The sequence below is a fragment of the Streptomyces sp. NPDC005438 genome (genome assembly GCF_040606315.1).
Taxonomy (GTDB): domain Bacteria; phylum Actinomycetota; class Actinomycetes; order Streptomycetales; family Streptomycetaceae; genus Streptomyces.
Genome location: NZ_JBEXEP010000002.1, coordinates 61,737 through 81,718 on the forward strand (window position 1 = coordinate 61,737; position 19,982 = coordinate 81,718).

9 protein-coding genes are annotated in these 19,982 nt (G+C 72.7%); 5 read left to right on the forward strand and 4 right to left on the reverse strand.

The genetic code is table 11. The features are described 5' to 3' along the window. Positions 1 to 894 precede the first annotated feature (894 nt). Both ABZT14_RS05090 and ABZT14_RS05095 read right to left on the reverse strand, forming a co-directional pair. Positions 895 to 4,134, reverse strand: a complete 3,240-nt coding sequence (locus ABZT14_RS05090) for an amino acid adenylation domain-containing protein (protein WP_356297239.1) — start codon at positions 4,132 to 4,134, stop codon at positions 895 to 897. Between the two features lie 31 nt (positions 4,135 to 4,165). Beyond that, positions 4,166 to 9,577 carry an amino acid adenylation domain-containing protein gene (locus ABZT14_RS05095; RefSeq protein WP_356297242.1) on the reverse strand — a complete coding sequence of 1,804 codons (5,412 nt, stop codon included), beginning with the start codon at positions 9,575 to 9,577 and terminating at the stop codon, positions 4,166 to 4,168. 154 nt (positions 9,578 to 9,731) lie between these two features. Here ABZT14_RS05095 and ABZT14_RS05100 point away from each other — a divergent pair, with 154 nt between their 5' ends. Continuing rightward, entirely contained in the window at positions 9,732 to 11,027 is a 1,296-nt protein-coding gene (locus tag ABZT14_RS05100) for an MFS transporter (RefSeq protein ID WP_356297246.1), read from the forward strand. 142 nt (positions 11,028 to 11,169) lie between these two features. Here the strand turns inward: ABZT14_RS05100 and ABZT14_RS05105 are convergent, their stop codons facing one another. Both ABZT14_RS05105 and ABZT14_RS05110 read right to left on the reverse strand, forming a co-directional pair. Continuing rightward, positions 11,170 to 11,973: an SDR family oxidoreductase gene (locus ABZT14_RS05105; RefSeq protein ID WP_356297250.1), complete on the reverse strand. Its 804-nt coding sequence runs from the start codon at positions 11,971 to 11,973 to the stop codon at positions 11,170 to 11,172. 282 nt (positions 11,974 to 12,255) lie between these two features. Next, positions 12,256 to 13,113, reverse strand: coding sequence for an alpha/beta hydrolase (locus ABZT14_RS05110; RefSeq protein ID WP_356297253.1), 858 nt, complete (start codon positions 13,111 to 13,113; stop codon positions 12,256 to 12,258). A gap of 515 nt (positions 13,114 to 13,628) precedes the next feature. On the opposite strand from ABZT14_RS05110, the gene ABZT14_RS05115 reads away from it, so the two are divergent. From ABZT14_RS05115 to ABZT14_RS05130, 4 genes are all read left to right on the forward strand, one after another. Beyond that, positions 13,629 to 15,161, forward strand: coding sequence for an aldehyde dehydrogenase family protein (locus ABZT14_RS05115; protein ID WP_356297256.1), 1,533 nt, complete (start codon positions 13,629 to 13,631; stop codon positions 15,159 to 15,161). 74 nt (positions 15,162 to 15,235) lie between these two features. Beyond that, positions 15,236 to 16,795, forward strand: coding sequence for a GMC oxidoreductase (locus tag ABZT14_RS05120; protein ID WP_356297258.1), 1,560 nt, complete (start codon positions 15,236 to 15,238; stop codon positions 16,793 to 16,795). Continuing rightward, positions 16,795 to 17,898, forward strand: coding sequence for a glycine betaine/L-proline ABC transporter ATP-binding protein (locus tag ABZT14_RS05125; protein WP_356297261.1), 1,104 nt, complete (start codon positions 16,795 to 16,797; stop codon positions 17,896 to 17,898). The genes ABZT14_RS05120 and ABZT14_RS05125 overlap by 1 nt, the downstream gene beginning before the upstream one ends. After that, positions 17,895 to 19,913: an ABC transporter permease subunit gene (locus ABZT14_RS05130; protein WP_356297264.1), complete on the forward strand. Its 2,019-nt coding sequence runs from the start codon at positions 17,895 to 17,897 to the stop codon at positions 19,911 to 19,913. The genes ABZT14_RS05125 and ABZT14_RS05130 overlap by 4 nt, the downstream gene beginning before the upstream one ends. Positions 19,914 to 19,982 lie beyond the last annotated feature (69 nt).

Sequence of the window (19,982 nt, forward strand, 5' to 3'; positions counted from 1 at the left end):
AGAAAGTGATGCGGCCTATCGAATGCGTTCGCCCCACTCCTGTGGACGGCGCGCCGAATCCGTTCCTACGGTCGGCCCGCACGGGGGAGCAGGCGAGGAGGAACGGGGCCCGCTCAGGGGGACCGCTCCGCCGGGGGCTCCCGCGACCGGGCGTGGAGCCCGGCGGGAGACCGCGTGATCAGGAGGTCGCCGTCCTTTGGGGCGCCGCTGGCCTCGTCGCTGCTCCCGCCGTCCCCGAGGAGTCGGCCGCCGCCGGAGTCGCGCGGCACGGGGCGCTCCCCGCCAACTCCCCTGACACGTTCCCGACTTCACCGGCCGTGAGTGCCACGGGGCGGAGGCCGAGCGGTGTCCGACGGCTGCCGGGACGGACTCGCATTCACCTCGCGGAAACCCCCGGGTTCGCCCGGGTTCCCGAAATCAGCGGCGGGGAAAGCGGCGGGGAAGGGGAATCGGCGCTTTGTCGTTCCCGTCGCGCACCGGAGGGTCGGGGAATTCCCCGACGGTCAGCGGTATGTCGACCGCACGGGAGAAAGGCGCGGGGCGCGTCCTTTCCCGTACGCATCCGATTTCCGTGGGCACGGGGTGTGACGGCGCCGGACGTTCCCGAGGACCCCGACGAGTGGCACGTGGGGTACCGGTGCCTCGTCGCGGGACGCCGGCTCTCGTGCTCGACGAGTCCCCGGGGGCAGCCCTCGTACGGGAGTTGCTGCCGGCCGGACACCATGGCGCGGTGCTGGTCAGCAGCCGTGCACGTCGCGCGGCCGAGGGTCCTCGCCACCTGGCTGACCCCCGCGTACGAGGGGGTCGAGGAGTCGAAGCCGCGACCGTGGCGGGACCGGGTGGCGGCGGCCCTGGTCCCGCTCTGAGCCACCGCCCGGACTCGGCCGTCGCGCCCTACCCGGCCAGCATCGTCTCCACTTCCTCCTCGCTGAGTTCACCGATCTCCTGCGCGATCCGCGCCACGGCGGCCACGTCCACCCGCTGGGCCTCGCCCGCCTCCACGACCAGGGCCGCCTGTTCCGCCACGGTCACCGTCTCGAAGACGGCGCGCAGGGGGATCTCGACGCCGAAGAGTTCGTTGACGAGTGCGGCGATCCGGGTCGCCGCGAGCGAGTAGCCGCCGAGTTCGAAGAACTCGTCGTGCACCCCCACGCGTTCGAGGTTGAGGACGCTGCCCCACACGTCGCACAGGAGCGCCTCCACCGGAGTACGAGCGGCGACGAAGCGGGCGGCCGGGGACGGCCGCGCGGTGCTGACGGGCGGCAGTGCCGAACGGTCGGCCTTGCCGCTGACGGCGAGCGGGATCTCGTCCAGGGCCGTGAAGTACGTGGGCACCATGTAGTCCGGCAGGGTGCCGCGCAGATGGGCGCGGAGTTCCGCGGGCGAGGGCGCCGCCGTGGTGGTGGGCACGTAGTAGGCGGCCAGTGTGGTGTCCCCGGACACGGTCGTGGTGTGGACGGTGGCCTCCGCCACCCCGGGGCAGGTCACCAGGGCCGCCTCGATCTCGCCGAGTTCGATACGGAAGCCGCGCACCTTCACCTGGTCGTCGACGCGTCCGAGGTAGCCGAGGACGCCGTCCCCGTTCCACCGGGCCAGGTCGCCGGTGCGGTACATGCGGCTGCCGGGCGGGCCGTACGGGTCGGGCGGGAACTTCTCGGCGGTGAGCGCCGGCCGGCCGTGGTAGCCCCGGGCCAGTCCCACTCCGGCCACGTACAGCTCGCCGGGGATGCCGACCGGCACCGGCCGCAGCCGCGAGTCCAGTACGTAGGCACGGGTGTTGCCCATGGGGCGACCGATCGGGACGGCGCCGGACCGCAGGGGCGCGCCGGGCTCGACGCGGTGGGCGACACAGCCGACGGTCGCCTCGGTCGGACCGTACTCGTTGGTGACGGTGGCCGTGGGCGAGGAGGCCCGCCACCGGTCGAGCACCTCCGTGAGAAGGGCCTCGCCGCCGATCACCAGGTCGACGGTGGGGGAGTACCGCGGGGGCAGCCCCCGCACGATCGGCAGGTGGCTCGGTGTGATCTTGAGGAAGGAGAGCGGGGACCGTCTGCCGGCCGGCAACGTGTCCACCCGGCCGTCGAGTTGGCCGAGGAGGAGGTGGCCGCCGACGACCAGTGGTCCGAGCAGTGTGGTGACCGAGAGGTCGACCGACGAGGGGGAGTGCAGGAGCGAGGCGCCGGCGAGCCCGGGGTAGTCGCGCGCGCATGTGGCGAGGTAGTCGGCCAGGGCCCGGTGGCTGATGAGGACGCCCTTCGGCCTTCCGGTCGAGCCGGAGGTGTAGATCACGTACGCGAGGTTCTCCGGCCGCAGCGGGGCGCGGCGTTCGGCGTCCGTCGGGTCCTCCGCGCCGTGTCCGGCGAGTGCCTGGTGGGTTTCCGGCGCGTCCAGTTCGACCCGTCGTACCGGGCCGGTGAGGTCCGTGGGGATCCCACCGACCGTCACCACGACCGAGGGCGCGGCGTCGTCCAGCATGTACGCGACGCGGTCCGCCGGCAGCTCCGGGTCGATCGGCACGTACGCCGCCCCGCTCTTGAGGACGGCGAGGACCGCCACCACGACGTCGACGCCGCGCGGCAGCATCAGGGCCACCGTGCCCTCGGGCTCCGCGCCCTCGGCGATCAGCAGCCGTGCCAGACGGTTGGCCCGTACGTTCAGCTCCCGGTAGGTCAGGCCGCCGTCGTCGGCGACGACCGCGAGGTCGTCGGGGGTGCGGGCCGCCTGTTCCTCCACCCGTCGCGGGGTGAGGGCGGGGGACGGGTCGGCCTCGGTCGGGTTCCCCGGGTGGACCAGGGCCCGTTCGTCCTCGGCGCTGAGCAGCGGAAGGTGGGAGACGGGCTCGTCGGGCCGGGCCACCGCCGCCGTCAGGAGCGTCTCGTACTGGGCCCACATGCGGTGCACGGTCGCCTCGTCGAAGAGGTCGGTGCTGTAGTCGATGACGCCCTCGAAGTGGCTTCCCGCGTCCCACAGTTGGACGTTCAGGTCCAGGTGGGTGGACCGCCTGCGTACGGGGACGGAGGACAGCCGCAGCTCGCCCGCCGTCGCGTGGGGCAATGGCGCGTTCTGCACCAGGAACATGACCTGGGCGAGCGGCTGGTGGCTCAGGTCCCGGTGCGGAGCGAGTTCCTCCACGAGCCGGTCGAAGGGCAGGTCCTGGTGCTCGACGCCGTCGAGGACGGTCCGGCTCACCCGCGTGGTCAGCTCGGCGAAGCTCGGGTCGTCCGCCAGGGACGTACGGAACAGCAGGACGTTGATGAAGCAGCCGATCAGGGACTCGACCTGGGGGGTGCGGTTCGCGACGCCACTGCTGACCGTGATGTCCTCGCCGCCGGTCCACCGGCCCAGGGTGGCCTGGAAGGCGCTGAGCAGGGTGCTGAACGCGGTCACACCGAGCGTCCGCGCGGTCCTCTTCACGGCGTCGGAGGTCTCGGCCGACAGCCGGACCACGGCTGTCGCACCGCGCAGCGACTGTACGGGCGGGCGCGGCCGGTCACCGGGCAGTTCGAGCGCCGGCGGCATTCCGCTGAGCCGCTCGCGCCAGTAGTCGAGGAGTTCCCGCGCACGGTCACCCTCCAACTGGTCGCGCTGCCAGACCGTGTAGTCCACGTACTGGACGGGAAGCGGGGGCGGTTCCAGGTCCTGGCCGGCCCGCAGCGCGGGGTAGGCCGAGGTCAGCTCGCCGACGAAGACGCCGCAGGACCACATGTCCGAGATCAGGTGGTGCATGGTCACGGACAGGACGTGCTCGTCGTCGGCGAGGCGCAGCAGGACGACCCGCAGCAGCCGGCCGGTCAGGTCGAACGGCTCGGCCGCCACGTCCCCGACCAGGCTGATCAGCGCCTCCTCGTCGTCGGAGGCGGGCGAGCCCGCGACATCGCGGACCTCGACCGGCACGTGGGGATCGTCCTCGACGACCTGGCCGAGTACGCCGTCCACGCTGGTGAAGACCGTACGCAGCGACTCGTGGCGGGCGACGACCTCCCGCACGGCGCGCGTGAGCACCCCCACGTCGAGGCTGCCGCGCAGGCGCACGGCGAACGGCACGTGGTAGGCCGAGCCACCCGGGAAGAGCTGCTCGACCAGCATGATCCGCTGCTGGGCGGGGGTCGTGGGGAAGACGGCCGGTGCGTTCATCGGGTACTCCAGTGAGCCGGTGCGGAAGACGTCATGAGCCGTTCCTCCGGCTCAGCTCGCGTGCGGCGCGGAGCGCGCGCAGGGGATCGCGACCGCCGGGGGAGGAGAGCGTCGCCCGTGGGCCGTCGCGGTCGACGCGTTCGATCCGCCGGCTCCGCGTGTCGGCGGTGTCGGTCTCGGCGGAAGCGCGGTCGTCCACGGCCGCCGCGAGGTGCTCCAGGGTCGGGTTCTCGAAGACGGTGCGCAGCGGCAGCTGTACGCCGAACGACTCCCGTACCCTCGCCGCGAAGCGGGACATGAGCAGCGAGTGCGCGCCGTGGTCGAACAGGTTGTCGGTGCGCCCGATGTCCGCCGTGCCCAGCAACTCGCCGATGATGACGGCCAGTTCGCCCTCCGTCGCCGTGGCGGGCCGCTGCCGGGGGCCGGACGGGAGCGTCTCGGGGGCCCGCAGCGCCCCCCGGTCCACCTTGCCGCTCGTGTTCAGGGGGAACGTGTCGACCCACACGAAGCGGGTGGGCACCATGTAGCCGGGCAGCTTGCCGGCGAGTTCCTCGCGCAGCGCGCGGGTCGCCCCCTGTTCGTCGAAGGCGCCCACCCCGGTGCGGTGCCGGGCCTGGACGTGCGCCACCAGGGAGGCGGTGCCGGTCGTGGCGTGCCGGTGCACGGTGGCCACGCCCTGGCGCAGTGCGGGAACGGTGCTGAGCGCGGCGTCGATCTCACCGAGTTCGACGCGGTGCCCGTTGACCTTCACCTGGTGGTCGACGCGGCCGAGCAGTTCGATGTCGCCGTCCGGGGTGACGCGGGCGAGGTCGCCGGTCCGGTACAGGCGGGCCCCCGGCCGGTTCCCGTGCGGGTCGGGCACGAAGGCCGTCGCCGTCAGACCGGGGCGCCCCAGGTAGCCCCGGGCCAGGCCGTCGCCGCCGATCATCACCTCACCGGACACTCCGGCCGGCACCGGTTCGAGGTGCTCGTCCAGGACGTGGATCCGTGTGTTGGCGAGGGGCGCGCCCAGTCGGGTCGCCGTACCGGGGACGTTCTCGACGCGGGCGGCGGTCGACCAGATCGTCGTCTCGGTCGGCCCGTACAGGTCCCACAGCGGACCGCTGTCCAGGGCCAGCAGCCGTTGCGCGAGGCCCGGCGACAGGGCCTCGCCGCCACTGAGCATCGTGGTGGCCGGATGCCCGCGCCAGCCGCAGTCCAGCAGCAGTCGCCAGGTCGCGGGCGTCGCCTGCGTCATGGCGAACGCGCCCGAGTCCAGGCGGTACCTGAGCTGGTCACCGCTGGCCGCGACGGACCTCGGCACGATGTGCGCGGTGCCGCCGGTGACCAGCGGCAGGTACACCTCCAGGGCGGAGATGTCGAACGAGAAGGTCGTCACCGCGAGGAGCCGGTCCCCCTCGGCGGGGCGCAGCGAGTCCGCCATGCTGGTGAGGAAGTTGACCAGCGATCCGTGCGGGATCTGCACGCCCTTGGGCCGGCCCGTCGAACCGGAGGTGTACAGCACGTACGCCCGGTGGTCGGCGCGTACCGTGACCTGCGGGTCGGTGGCCGGCTCCGCCGCGAGGAGCGGGCCGAGCCCGTCGAGGCAGAGCTGCTCGACCGGCGCGGGCCCGCCGTGCTCACGGGCGAGGGCCTCCGTGGTGAGCAGCAGGCTCGCGCCGCTGTCCGCCAGCAGGAACCGTTGCCGTTCGGCGGGCAGGTGCGGGTCCACGGGCAGGTACGTGCCGCCCGCGCGCAGTACCGCGAGCATGGCGAGGACCGTGTCGTCGGTGTGCGGCAGCCGTACGCCGACGATCTGCTCGGGGAGCAGTCCGCGTCGTAGCAGCAGCCGCGCCAGCCGGCTGACCTCCTCGTCGAGCTGACGGTAGGTCCGGGTCGGTACGGCGCGTACCCGGGCGGCGTCGGGGCTCCGCCCGGACGCGTACTCGACGTCGTCGAACGAGAGGGCCGGCGCGTCGGGGGTGCGGGCCGCCTGTTCCGCGAACAGGGCGTGCACCGGGGTCCCGGCGCGGTAGTCGCGTGCGGTGTCGTTGCCGTGGAGCAGCGTGGACCGGCGCTCCGACGCGGTCAGCAGGGGGAGCAGTCCGGTGGGCGCTTCCGGGTTCTCGGCGATCGCGCCGAGCAGGACGCGCAGATGCCCGACCATGCGGTCGGCCGTGTCCGGGGTGAACAGGTCGCTGTCGAACTGGAGCAGCCCGGACAGGTCCCCGTTGATCTCGGCGAAGGTCAGTTGGAGGTCGAGCTGGCCGTGCGGCTGCTCCAGCGGTACGGGCCGCAGCGTGACGTCCCCGAGCGGCAGTCGGACCCGGTCGTCGCCCAGGGCGAACCCCGCCAGCGCCTCGCCCCGAGGTCCCGCCGAGGGTTGCAGGGTGAACAGGGTCTGCACCAGCGGGGCCCGGCTGGTGTCGCGCGGCACTCGTAGCTTCTCGACGAGGTCGGACAACGGCAGGTCCGCGTGGCGCAGCGCTTGCGGTACGGAGCGGGCCGCCCGGTCCAGGAGCGTGGTGAAGGGCTCTTGCGGGTCGACGCGACCTCGCAGCACGGCCGTGTTGATGAACGAGCCGACACTGTCGGCCAGTTCGGCGTACGGGCGGCCGTGCGCGGGCGAGCCGACCAGCAGGTCACGTTGGCCGGTGTAGCGCGCCAGCAGGACCTGGTAGGCGCTGAGCAGCACGGTGTACAGGGTGGTGTCCCGCTGTCGCGCCAGCTCGGCGAGCCGGGCGGACACCCGGCCGTCGACGCGGAAGCGGCGCTGTCCGGCGCGCAGCCGTTGCCTCGGCGGACGTCCCTGGGCGGTGGGAAGTTCCAGGACCGTCGGGGCGCCGGCGAGTTCCCGCTGCCAGAACGTCCACAACTCGTCCCCGGCGGTGCCCGTGACCCGGTCCGCCAGACGGGGCGCGGCCCCGGTGAGGCCGATCGTGGCGGGTAGTTCCGGGAGGGCCTCGCCGTTCCGGTAGCACCGGTAGAACTGGTCGAGTTCGCGGAGCAGGATCTCCATCGACCACAGGTCGGCCACCAGGTGGTGCACCGCGAGCACCAGGTGGTGCGTTCCGTCCGTGCCGCCGTGGAACAGGGTGAGCCGCAGCAGTGGCCCCTCGGCCAGGTCGAAGGTCCGGTACGTGGCCTCCGTGAGCGCGTCCCGAAGCCGCTGTGCGGACCAGTCCGTGACCTCGAACTCGGTGAGGTCGGGCGGCAGTTCGGCGTGTACCCGTTGCACCGGGCCGTCACCGACGGCCGGGAAGGTGGTGCGCAGCGCGGGATGCCGGTCCGTGAGCGCGCGCAGCGCGCGCCGCAGGGCCTCCGCGTCGAGGTCGCCGGTGAACTCCGCCGCGCCGCCGAGGTGGTAGGCGGTGGTGTCCGGGTCGATCTGGTGCAGGAACCACATGGCGCGCTGCCCGGGGGAGAGGGCGAAGTCCCCCGGGGCGTCCGACCGGGCGGCGCGGGGCCGGTCGGGCCCCCCGGCGGTGTGGGGCCGGTCGCCGACGAGGTCGACGAGCTGCTCGATGGTGGCCGTGAGGGCGTCCTCCAGGGTCAGCTCGACATGGAGCGTGCTCTGCACCCGGTGCTGGAGCCGTACCGTGTCGATCGAGTCCAGTCCGAGCGCGGCCAACGGCCGGTCGAGCGGCACCTGTTCGGGGCTGACGCGCAGCAGCTCCGCGGTGGCGGCCCGGAGGAACGACGCGACGTCACGGGTCTCCCCGGTGTCCCGGGCGGTGTCGGTGGTCCCGGTGCCGGTCGCGGTGGCGCCGTCCGGGGTGGCGTCCGGGGTGGAGCACTCTCCGACCACCAGCAGTTCGCCGTCGAGATAGGCGGCGCGGCACGCGTGCCGGGCCACCTTGCCGCTGGAGGTGCGGGGCAGCGACGAGGTGCGTATCAGCACGACCGCGTGCGGGCGCACCTCGTGGCGTTCGGCGACGAGGGTCTGGACGTCACGGGCGAGGGCGTCCGGGTCGTCGACGTCATGGCCGTGGATCAACTCGTGTACGACGACCAGCTGTTCCTCCCCGTCGCCGCGCCGCACGGAGAACGCGGCCCCGCCGTTCGAGCGCAGCGCGGGGGACCCCTCCTCCGCCGTCAGCTCGATGTCCTGGGGGTAGTGGTTGCGCCCACGGACGATGACGAGGTCCTTGCGCCGGCCGGTGACGTACAGCTGTCCGTCCCGGACGAAGCCGAGGTCGCCGGTGCGCAGGAAGTCGGTGTCGTCGTCCGCGCGGTCCAGGCGGGCGCCGAAGGTGTCCGCGACGGCGTCGGCGCGGTGGAAGTAGCCGCGCGCCACGCTCGGTCCCGCCACCCAGATCTCCCCGATGGCGCCGGCGGGCGTGACCTGGCGGGTGTCGGGGTCGACGATCTCCAGGCGCTGTTCGGGCAACAGCGCGCCGGAGCCGACCAGTTCGGGCGAGGCGGCCCCGGACCCTTCCGGCGGGGGCGTCGTGACGTACCCGCCGTGGGCCGGGCCGCCGGCGACGAGCAGGGAGGACTCGGCGAGCCCGTAGCAGGGCAGGAAGGCGGAGGAGCGGAAGCCGCTCGGGGCGAAGGCCTCGGTGAACCGCTCCAGGGTGCGGCGGCGGATCGGCTCGGCACCGTTGTAGGCGACGCGCCAGCTCGACAGGTCGAGGGGGGCGCGCTCCGCCTCCGGGACGCGGTCGACCGCGAGGTCGTAGGCGAAGTTCGGGCCGCCGGTGACGGTGGCGCGCTCCTCGCTGACCACGGTGAGCCAGCGCAGCGGGTCACGGGCGAAGGTGCTCGGCGCCATCAGGGACATCGAGCCCCCGGCCCGTACCGTGGCCAGCACGGACCCGATCAGCCCCATGTCGTGGTACATGGGCAGCCAGGAGACCCCGCGCATCTCCTCGTCGAGCCGGAAGACCCGGCCGATCATCGCGGTGTTGGCCAGGAGGTTCTCGTGGCTGAGGACGACGCCGCGCGGTGTGGACGTCGAACCGGAGGTGTACTGGAGGAAGGCGATGTCGTCGGGGGCGAGGGCGGGTGCGCGCCAGGTGGGGGAGTTCTCCGGCCCGAACTCGTCGGTCGCCACCAGCCGCAGTGGCGGGAGGTGCTCGTGCGAGGCCAGCCAGGGACCGAGTCGGTCGCGTAGGACGGAGGTGGTCAGCGCGGTGTCCGCGCCACTGTCCCGTACCAGCGCGACCAGTCGCGCCACGGACCGGGGGTGCCGGCTCGGCGGGTACGCCGGGACCGCCACGACTCCCGCGTACAGGCAGCCGAAGAACGTGACGACGTAGTCGAGTCCGGCCGGGAACAGCAGCAGCGCGGTGCGCCCGGAGAGCCCCTTCTCCACGAGGTGGGCCGCGACCGCCCTGGCCCGCTGGTCGAGATCGCCGTAGCTGACCCCGGCCGCTTCACCCGGTGTGTCGGTGTGAAACCGGAAGGCCGTCGCGTCCGGCCGCTTCTGCGCCGCGCCGGAAAGCGCATCTCGCCAGTCCATGGATTACGACCTCACCTCAATCGCCGCGTGTCTTCGGGGTTCACCATGACCCGGCACGGGCGGGTGGCGAGATCGGTACTTTCCCCGACTGCCTGTGCCGCCGACGCGTTGAGAGAGTCCCGCAGGAGCCGAACACGCCCTTTGGAGAGTGAGCATGACGACGACCGTCCCCAGCGCGAAGAACGGCGCCCGGCCGGACGACCAGGGGCCGCCCGGACGGCCCCCGGTGCGTCATCCGCTGCGTACGAACGGCAGTTACCGGGCGCTGTGGGTGGGGGACCTGGTCTCCCAGTTCGGTTCGAAGATCACCGAGTTCGTCCTCCCCCTGCTCCTGGTGACGACGCTGCACGCCAGCGCGCTCCAGGTCGGCGTGGTCCAGACGGCGTACATGGCCCCGTTCTTCCTGCTCCCGCTGATCGCCGGGGTGTGGCTCGACCACCGTTCCAAGCGTCCGGTCATGATCTTCGCCGACCTGATCAGGTTCGCCCTGGTGCTGTGTGTACCGGTGATGACGCTCCTGGGCGCGCTCGACCTGTGGCACGTGTACCTGATCGCGTTCGCCGTGGGGTCCTTCACGGTCCTCTACGACATCGCCGCCGCGGCCTACCTGCCCGAACTCCTGCCGGCCCCGCAACTCCCGGCCGCCAACAGCCTGGTGACGTCCAACCAGGCCGTCGGGGGTACCGCCGGCCCCGGCCTGAGCGGCTGGCTGGTCGGCCTGTTCGGCCCCGCGGCCACCCTGGTCGTCGACGCGCTCTCCTACCTGACCTCCGCCACCGCCCTGATGCTGATGAACCACCGCGAACAGCCCAGGGCGCGGACGGCGGAACGCGACCTGCGCCGCGAACTGGTCGACGGCGTCCACGCGGTCGTCCGCAACCCGCCCATCCGGGCGGTGTCCCTGCACGCGTGCGTCTACAACGCGGGCGTGGCCATGATGAACCTCGCCTTCCTGATCTTCTTCGTGCGTGAACTCCAGCACAGCAGCGGCCAGTTCGGCCTGATCATGGTCGCCGGAGGTGTCGGCGCGGTCACCGGGGCACTGGTCGCGCCCCGCCTGATCCGCCGCTTCGGCCTCGGTCGCGCCTTCCCGTACGTGCTGGTCTTCTCCACCACGGCGTACTTCCTGCTCCTGACGGCCGACGGCGGCTCCCGCGACGTCCTGTGGTGCTCCCTCGCCTACTTCCTCGGCACGGCGGGGTCCTCCGGCGGCAGCGTCATCGCGGTGACCATGCGCCAGCGGCTCACCCCCGCCGCCCTCTACGCGCGCATGACGGCGACCTACCGCCTGTTCAGCTTCGGCGCCCTGTGCGTCGGCTCCCTCACGGCCGGCGTCCTCGCCGACACCGTCGGGGCACGGGCCACCCTGTGGGTCGTGCCGTTCGTGCTCATGGCGTCGGCGGTCCCGGTGCTGGGCCGGGCGGTGCTGAGCCTGCCGCGAACCGACTGACACCCCTCCGGCACACCCGCCGTCGAGGGGCCGGCCCCCGTCCGGTCCGCGCCGCGGCCCGTCGGCGTCCGCACCCACGCGGAGGGGTGGGCGTCCCCTCCTCCGGTGCCGTACTCCGAGGGGGGAGCGCCGCCGTCCGGGGCTACCGCAGGCCGTGGGCGCGGGCCACCAGGGTCTCGGTCACCCGGCGGGGGGTGAGCCGACGCAGGGCGAAGACCAGCGGGGCCCGGCTGCCCACCGCGTACAGCTGCCGGGGGCGGGGCGCCTCGATGGCCCGCAGCACGGTGGCGGCGACCCGTTCGGCGCTCACCCCCCGTGCCTCGTTGCCGTCCAGGGCGCTGAGCATGGTGCGGAAGCGGTCGCGGTGCGGGGAGTCCTCGGCCAGGTACTTGGTGCGGCGTTCGCTGATGCCGGTGTTGATCGAGCCGGGCTCCACGGTGGTCAACCACACGCCGTACGGGGCCAGTTCACCCCGGGCGGCGTTGGCGAAGCCCTTCACGGCGGCCTTGGAGGCCACGTACGAGGAGCGGTACGCGAGCGGGAAGCTGGCCAGCATGGAGCCGACCATGACCACCCGCCCGTAGCCCCGGGACCGCATCCCGGGGATCAGCAGCTGGCTCAGCCGCACCGGGCCGAGCACGTTGACACGGAACAGCCGCTCCACCGCCTCCGGGGGCAGCTCCTCCAGGGGGCCCGACTGGCTCTCGCCGGCGTTGTTGACCAGTACGTCCACCTCGCCCACCGCCGAGGCGCAGGCCTCGACGCTGCCCGGGTCGGCGAGGTCCAGGGCGGTGAACTCCACCCCGTCCGGGCGGCTTTCGGGCGCCAGGGCCTCGGGGTCGCGGCTGGTCCCCCACACCCGGTAGCCCCGCGCGGCCAGGTCCCGCGCCACCGCCCGGCCGATACCGGAGGACGCTCCCGTCACCAGTGCCGTACGCCGCCCCATGCGCGTTCTCCCTTCACGCCCCGTGCCACCGCGACACGGGCTGGGACCCTACCGCCCCGACCGGGCGTACGGGGGGCGCCGGCCGAGGGTCGCTCGGTGGGTGACAAGGGAGTCCGTACCCGGTGCCAGTGGGCCACGTGCCCATCCAGGGCGCGGCGCGCGCACGCGAACCGGGCGGCGAACTCGTGCACGACGGCAGGCGGGATCGCTGTCCCGCGCCCGCCACGGACGTCGAGGGTTCGTGACGGCACCGGCGCCAGCGGGGGCGTCGGACGGGCCGGTTCAGCCCCGGTAGGCCGCCAGCTGTTCCAGCAGCAGCAGGTTGATCCGCTCGGGGACCTCCTCCGGCAGCCAGTGGCTGGCGCCCTCCAGCGGGTGGAAGCGGTACGGGGCGTCCACGTGGTCGCCGGTGGCCTCGGCCATCTCCCGGCTGAAGGCCACGTCCTCGCTGCCCCACACGTAGAGGGTGGGCACCGTGGTCCGGCGGGCCTGGAGGTTCGGGCCGCCCTCCATGGCCCGGTACCAGTTGAGGCTGGCGGTCAGGGCGCCCGGCTCCGACAGCCGCCGCACATAGCGCTCCGCCAGCTCGGGCGGCACCCTGCCCTCGTACACCTCCGACAGCGCCTTGCCCTCCTCGGCCAACAGGGCCTTCTCGGCGGCCTGTTCGGGCTCGCGGAAGAAGCGGATGTAGGCGAAGCGGCGCCGCTGCTCGGGGTCCTCGGCCATCGCCTGGCTCACCGCCAGGGGGTGGGCGGTGGACAGCACCGACAGCGACCGCAGCCGCTCGGGGTACTCGCCCGCCAGGTACCAGCCGATGATCCCGCCCCAGTCGTGGCCGACCAGGTGGAAGGTGTCGGCGCCCTGGCTGTCGGCGAAGGCCAGGGCGTCGGCCGTGGTCTCGGCCAGCGCGTACGCCTCGGGGTCCTCGGGGCGGGCGCCGGGGGAGTAGCCCCGCTGGTTGACGGCCAGCGCCCGGTAGCCGGCCGTGGCCAGCTCCTCCAGGGCCGGCGCCCAGGAGTCCGCGAACTCCGGCCAACCGTGGAGCAACAGCACCAGCGGGCCGGTCTCCGGTCCGGCCACCAGGGCGTCGAACTCCAGGCCGCGCACGCGGAGGGTCAGGGTCTCTGGACGGCTGGACAAGGGGGACCTCCCAGGAAGACGGCTGCCCCACCGAGGCTACGGGACCCCCAGGGCGCGGGCCCGCCCTTCGCGCCCCCGCCGACCCGTCCGGTGGAGGGCCGCCGCCCCGGGGGGCACCGGTGACCGCCGGTGGCCGCACGGCGACAGGGGGTCCGGGGGCGGTCGCGGGGGGTGACCGTACGACTGTTGAACACATCGCGGGGCTCCCCGACATCGAAACGTTAACTTCACGGAGGGTGATCGGTCGTGGTGCGCCCAATGGCGGCTGGACCGCTCCCGCACTTCACCAAGGGTTCGGAAAACTCGCTGGTCAAAGGGGCATCTCTGGCGGGCCAGCGTCAGATCACCACAACGGGAATACACTGGTTGAACTCTGCTGGGTGCGTGGTTTGACCGTGAGTAGCCCCACGTATCGCTGCTTCATCGACATGCCCCGCTCCGGTTGGGGCAGGGGTTCCTCGGCTCGCGCGCCCGCGCGCAGAGCCGGAGGAGCATCCGAGGAAGGCAGAGAACCCGTGGCGGCCACAGTCGAAAACCCCCCACCCGACCAGGATGTGGCGAGCATCCACATCGACGGGCGCTGGCGGCCCTCCAGCAGTGGAGGAACCCGCCAGGTGCTCGACCCCGCCGACGCCAGCGTCCTGGCGACCGTCGCCGAAGGCGACCGGGCCGACACCGACAGCGCCGTGGCCGCCGCGCGCCGCGCCTTCGACGAGGGCCCCTGGCCCCACACCCCCGCCACCGAACGCGCCGAACTGCTGCGCCGGGTCGCCGACCTCCTCCAGCGCGACCGGGAGGCCCTGGCCCTCATCGAGTCCCGCGACACCGGCAAGACCCTGGAGGAGGGCCGCGTCGACATCGACGACGTGACCGCCGCCTTCCGCTACTTCGCCGAACTGGTCGCCGCCGAGTCCCCGGGCCGGGTGGTCGACGCCGGCACCCCCGACGTCCACAGCGTGGTCGTCCACGAACCGGTGGGCGTCTGCGCCCTGATCACCCCCTGGAACTACCCGCTGCTCCAGGCCAGTTGGAAGGCCGCCCCCGCCCTGGGCGCCGGCAACACCCTGGTGCTCAAGCCCAGCGAGGTCACCCCGCTGTCCTCGGTACGCCTGGTCCGGCTGCTCACCGAGGCCGGACTGCCCCACGGTGTCGCCAACCTCGTCACCGGGGCCGGCGACCCGGTCGGCGCCCGGCTGTCCGAACACCCCGACGTCGACCTGGTGTCCTTCACCGGGGGACTGGCCAGCGGGGTCAAGGTGGCCCAGGCGGCGGCCCCCACCGTCAAGAAGGTCGCGCTGGAACTGGGCGGCAAGAACCCCAACGTGGTGTTCGCCGACGCCTGCGCCACCGAGGAGGGCTTCGACACCGCCGTCGACCAGGCCCTCAACGCCGCGTTCATCCACAGCGGCCAGGTCTGCTCGGCCGGCGCCCGCCTCATCATCGAGGAGTCGGTACGCGACCGGTTCGTCACCGAACTCGCCTCCCGGGCCGAGCGCATCCGCCTCGGCCGGGGCACCGAGGAGGGCGTCGAGTGCGGGCCGCTGGTGTCCGCGCCGCAACTCGCCAAGGTCGAGGAGTACGTGGCCAGCGCCCTGAGTGAGGGGGCCGTACTGCGCTGCGGCGGCGAGCGGCCCAAGCCCTCCGAGATCCGCCCGGCCGACGGCTACTTCTATCTCCCCACCATCCTCGACCACTGCCACCGGCAGATGCGCGTCGTCCGCGAGGAGACCTTCGGGCCCCTCCTCACCGTGGAGACCTTCCGCACCGAAGAGGAGGCCGTCACCCTCGCCAACGACACCGAGTACGGGCTCGCCGGCGCCGTCTTCTCCGCCGACACCGCCCGCGCCCGCCGGGTCGCCGCCCGACTGCGCCACGGCACCGTGTGGATCAACGACTTCCACCCCTACCTCCCCCAGGCCGAGTGGGGTGGCTTCGGCAGGTCGGGGGTGGGCCGCGAACTCGGCCCGCACGGCCTGGCCGAGTACCGCGAGACCAAGCACGTCTACGAGAACCTCAACCCCGCCCCGGTGCGCTGGTTCACCGGCTGACCACCCACCCGGGGCCCCCGCCCCCACCGCACAACAACAGCAAAACGTCGCACACAAGGAGCACCACTCCCACCATGTCCACCTATGACTACGTCGTGGTCGGGGGCGGCACCGCCGGATCGGTGATCGCCTCCCGACTCACCGAGGACCCCGAGGTCACCGTCGCGGTGATCGAGGGCGGCCCCTCGGACGTCGACCGCCCCGAGGTCCTCACCCTCCGGCGCTGGCTCGGTCTCCTGGGCGGTGAACTGGACTACGACTACCCCACCACCGAACAGCCGCGCGGCAACTCCCACATCCGCCACAGCCGCGCCAGGGTGCTCGGGGGATGCTCCTCCCACAACACGCTGATCTCCTTCAAGCCCCTGCCGTCCGACTGGGACGAGTGGGAGGCGGCCGGAGCCACCGGCTGGGGCGCGCGGGAGATGGACCCCTACTTCCAGCGGCTGCGCAACCACATCGTCCCGGTCGACGAGAAGGACCGTAACCCCATCGCCCGGGACTGGGTCACCGCCGCCCGACAGGCCCTGGACGTACCCCTGGTGGAGGGCTTCAACAAGCGGCCCTTCACCGAGGGCGTCGGCTTCTTCGACCTCGCCTACCACCCCGAGGACAACAAGCGCTCCTCCGCCTCGGTCGCCTACCTCCACCCCCACCTCGCCGCCGGCGACCGCCCCAACCTCACGCTGCTGCTGGAGAGTTGGGCGCACGGCCTGGTGCGGGAGGGCAACCGGGTCACCGGCGTACGGATGCGGGACGCCGAGGGCGGGGAACACACCGTCACCGCCCGCCGCGAGGTACTGCTGTGCGCCGGGGCCGTCGACACCCCCCGACTGCTGCTGCTCAACGGCATCGGCCCCCGCGACCAGTTGGAACCGCTGGGGGTGACCGTCACCCACGAACTGCCCGGAGTGGGAGAGAACCTCCTCGACCACCCCGAGTCGGTGATCGTCTGGGAGACCGAGGGGCCCCTGCCGGAGAACTCCGCGATGGACTCCGACGCCGGCCTCTTCCTCCGCCGTGACCCCGCGTCACCCGGACCCGACCTGATGTTCCACTTCTACCAGATCCCGTTCACCGACAACCCCGAGCGGCTGGGCTACCGACGGCCCCCGCACGGGGTGTCGATGACCCCCAACATCCCCAAGCCCCGCAGCCGGGGCCGGCTCTACCTCACCAGCGCCGACCCCGAGGTCAAACCCGCGCTGGACTTCCGGTACTTCACCGACGAGGACGACTACGACGCCCGCACCCTGGTCGACGGCATCCGTGCCGCCCGCCAGGTCGCCGCCACCGAGCCCTTCGCCAGCTGGCTCCGGCGCGAGGTGTGCCCCGGGCCCGAGATCCGCTCCGACGAGGAGATCAGCGCCTACGCCCGCCGGGTCGCGCACACCGTCTACCACCCCGCCGGCACCTGCCGGATGGGCGCCACGGACGACCCCCTGGCCGTCGTCGACCCCGAACTGCGGGTCCGAGGACTGGACGGCCTGCGGATCGCGGACGCCTCCGTCTTCCCCACCATGACCACCGTCAACCCGATGATCGGCGTCCTGATGCTCGGCGAGAAGGCAGCCGACCTGGTACGCCGCGACAACCCACCCACCCGTCCGACGTCACCGGAAGGTGCACACTGATGTCCGAACAGACCGACACCCAACCGGTGATCTCCGTCCAACAGTTGTGGAAGGTCTTCGGCAAGGGAGCCGACCGCATACCCGGCGACCCCGCCCTCACCCAGCTCGACGCCGACGAACTGCGCGAACGCACCGGCTGCACCGCCGCCGTGCGCGACGTCAGCTTCGACGTCCGCAAGGGCGAGGTGTTCGTGGTCATGGGCCTCTCCGGCTCCGGCAAGTCCACCCTCGTACGCTGCCTGACCCGGCTGATCGAACCCACCAGCGGCCAACTCCACGTGGACGGCGAGGACGTGCTCGCCATGGACAAGAACCGGCTGCGCGAACTGCGCCGCCACCGCGCCGCCATGGTGTTCCAGAACTTCGGACTGCTGCCGCACCGCAGCGTCCTGGACAACGTCGCCTACGGCCTGGAGATCCAGGGCCTTCCCAAGGCCGAACGCCGCGCCCGCGCCGAGGAGATGGTGGAGAAGGTCGGCCTCACCGGCCTCGGCGGACGCCGCCCCCGCCAGCTCTCCGGCGGCCAGCAGCAGCGCGTCGGCCTCGCCAGGGCACTGGCCGTGGACCCCGAGGTGCTGCTGTTCGACGAGCCGTTCAGCGCCCTGGACCCGCTGATCCGCCGGGACATGCAGGAGGAGGTCATCCGCCTGCACCACGAAGAGGGCCGCACCATGGTCTTCATCACCCACGACCTGTCCGAGGCCCTCCGCCTCGGCGACCGCATCGCCCTGATGCGCGGCGGGGAGATCGTCCAACTCGGCACCCCCGAGGAGATCGTGGCCACCCCCGCCAACGACTACGTACGCGACTTCGTCCGCGACGTGCCCCGCGAACAGGTCATCTCCCTACGCCGCGCCATGCGCGCCACCAAGAAGGGCGAGGAACGCGACGGCACCGCCCTCGGCCCCAACACCGTGGTCGCCGAGGCCATCGAGACCGTCGCCCGTACCGGCCAGCGCATCCGGGTCGTCGAGGGCGGACGCACCCTCGGGGTCGTCGACCACGAGCGGTTGCTGTCCGTCATCGCCGGCACCGAGGGCAACGGGCACTCCCGCCACCAGGACCCCGAGGGCGGCACCGAGGAGAAGGTGGTCGCCCGATGAGCACGCCCACCGCGGAACGGCGCGCCAGCACCCCGAAGCCCGCCCCGCCACCCCCGGACCGGCGACCCACCCCCGCCGGCCTCCTCACCCAGCACCCCCGGCTCGCCGTGCTGGTGGCGGTGGTGCTGCTGGTCGTCGTCTCGGCCGCCGTGACCGGGGCCTCGGCCTGGCCCGGCTGGCTGACCGCCGACGTCAAGACCCCGCTGGACGACGTCGGTGACTGGCTCACCGACAACCGCGACCAGCACTGGCTGTTCCTCTACGTACTGCTGCACATCAGCAACGCCGCCGAGGGCACCATCGACCAGATCTTCGTGGTGCTGTCCACCATCGGCTGGCTCGGGGTGACCCTGCTGGCCACCCTGGTCTCCTGGTACGTCGCCGGCGCGGACTTCGGCCGACGGGCACTGACCGTCGCCGGGATCACCGTCGGCACCTTCGCCGTGTGCGGTGTCCTCAACCTGTGGGACTACGCCATGGAGACCCTCGCCCTGATGATGCTGGCGGTCCTGGTGGCCGCCGTCGTCGGGGTGCTGCTGGGCCTGGTGGCCGGACTCTCCGACACCGGCGACCGGATGCTGCGTCCGGTGTTCGACACCATGCAGGTGCTGCCCGCCTTCGCCTACCTGCTGCCGCTGGTGCTGCTGTTCGGCATCGGCTCCCCGGCCGCCCTGGTGTCCACCGTGGTCTACGCGGCGCCCCCGATGGCCCGGCTCACCGCCCTCGGGCTGCGCACCGCCGACCCGGCCGCCCTGGAGGCCTCCACCTCCCTGGGCGCCAGCCCCGTACAGCGGCTGTGGACCGCCCGACTGCCGCTGGCCCGCAAGGAGATGCTGCTGGGCCTGAACCAGACCATCATGATGGCGCTGTCCATGGTGGTGCTGGCCTCCACCATCGGCGCCGGCGGACTCGGCGACAAGATCTACCAGGCACTGTCCAAGGACGCCTTCGGCAGCGCCCTCATCGCCGGTACCTGCATCGTGCTGATCGCCATCTGGCTGGACCGCACCACGGCGGCGGCCGGCGAACGGCTGGAGGGCACCGAGGATCCCAGCGGCCCGCTGGCCCGCTTCCCCGGCCGCTTCGCCTGGGGCGGACTGGTGGTGCTCGGCGCCCTGGCGTACGCCTTCGGCCCGGTCGCCGGACAGCGCCACTGGCCCCCGGAGTGGACGGTGCGGATCTCCGCCCCGATCACCGAGGCGGTGGAGTCCTTCACCCGCGAGATCCGCTCCGGCGTCCCCGTACTGGGTGGCACCGACGTGTGGTCCAACAACTTCACCGAGTGGATTCTCAACCCGGTACGCGACGGCCTCCAGGCCACCCCCTGGTGGGCCATGCTGCTGCTGGTCGTCGCCCTGGCCTACCTGGCCGGCTCCTGGCGGACCGGGCTCACCGCGGTGGCCTCCCTGTCGGTGATCGGCCTCATGGGCCTGTGGCCCAAGTCCATGGACACCCTCGCCCAGGTCCTGGTGGCCCTGGTCGTCACCCTCATCCTGGGGGTGGCCGTGGGCATCCTGGCGGCCCGGGTCGACGCGGTGCGCTCCGGGATACGGCCCCTGCTGGACGTGATGCAGACCATGCCCCAGTTCGTCTACCTGGTGCCGGTGGTGGCCCTGGTCGGGGTCGGTCGGCCCGCCGCCATCGCCGCCGCCGTGGTGTACGCCCTGCCGGCGGTCATCCGCATCACCACCGAGGGCCTGCGCAACGTCGACCCCTCCGCCCTGGAGGCGTCCCGTTCCCTGGGGTCGACCACCTGGCAACAACTGCTCCAGGTACAGCTGCCGTTGGCCCGCCGTTCCCTGCTGCTGGCCGTCAACCAGGGCGTGGTCCTGGTACTGGCCATCGTGGTCATCGGCGGTCTGGTCGGCGGTGGCGCGCTGGGCTACGACGTGGTCTACGGACTCCAGAAGAGCGAACTGGGCGTGGGCCTGAGCGCGGGCATCGCCATCGTCTGCCTGGGGCTGCTGCTGGACCGCCTCACCCAGTCCGCCGGCAGCCGTGCCCGTGGGCGCTGAGGCAAGGAGCAGCGCATGACCCCCTCGACTCCCGCCCACCCCGGGCCCCTCGGACGAAGGACACGAACC

Bases quoted from the DNA above. Each gene is read 5' to 3' on its own strand.
- ABZT14_RS05090 (WP_356297239.1), bottom strand. From the start codon at position 4,134: ATGAACGCACCGGCCGTCTTCCCCACGACCCCCGCCCAGCAGCGGATC.
- ABZT14_RS05095 (WP_356297242.1), bottom strand. From the start codon at position 9,577: ATGGACTGGCGAGATGCGCTTTCCGGCGCGGCGCAGAAGCGGCCGGAC.
- ABZT14_RS05100 (WP_356297246.1), top strand. From the start codon at position 9,732: ATGACGACGACCGTCCCCAGCGCGAAGAACGGCGCCCGGCCGGACGAC.
- ABZT14_RS05105 (WP_356297250.1), bottom strand. From the start codon at position 11,973: ATGGGGCGGCGTACGGCACTGGTGACGGGAGCGTCCTCCGGTATCGGC.
- ABZT14_RS05120 (WP_356297258.1), top strand. From the start codon at position 15,236: ATGTCCACCTATGACTACGTCGTGGTCGGGGGCGGCACCGCCGGATCG.
- ABZT14_RS05125 (WP_356297261.1), top strand. From the start codon at position 16,795: ATGTCCGAACAGACCGACACCCAACCGGTGATCTCCGTCCAACAGTTG.
- ABZT14_RS05130 (WP_356297264.1), top strand. From the start codon at position 17,895: ATGAGCACGCCCACCGCGGAACGGCGCGCCAGCACCCCGAAGCCCGCC.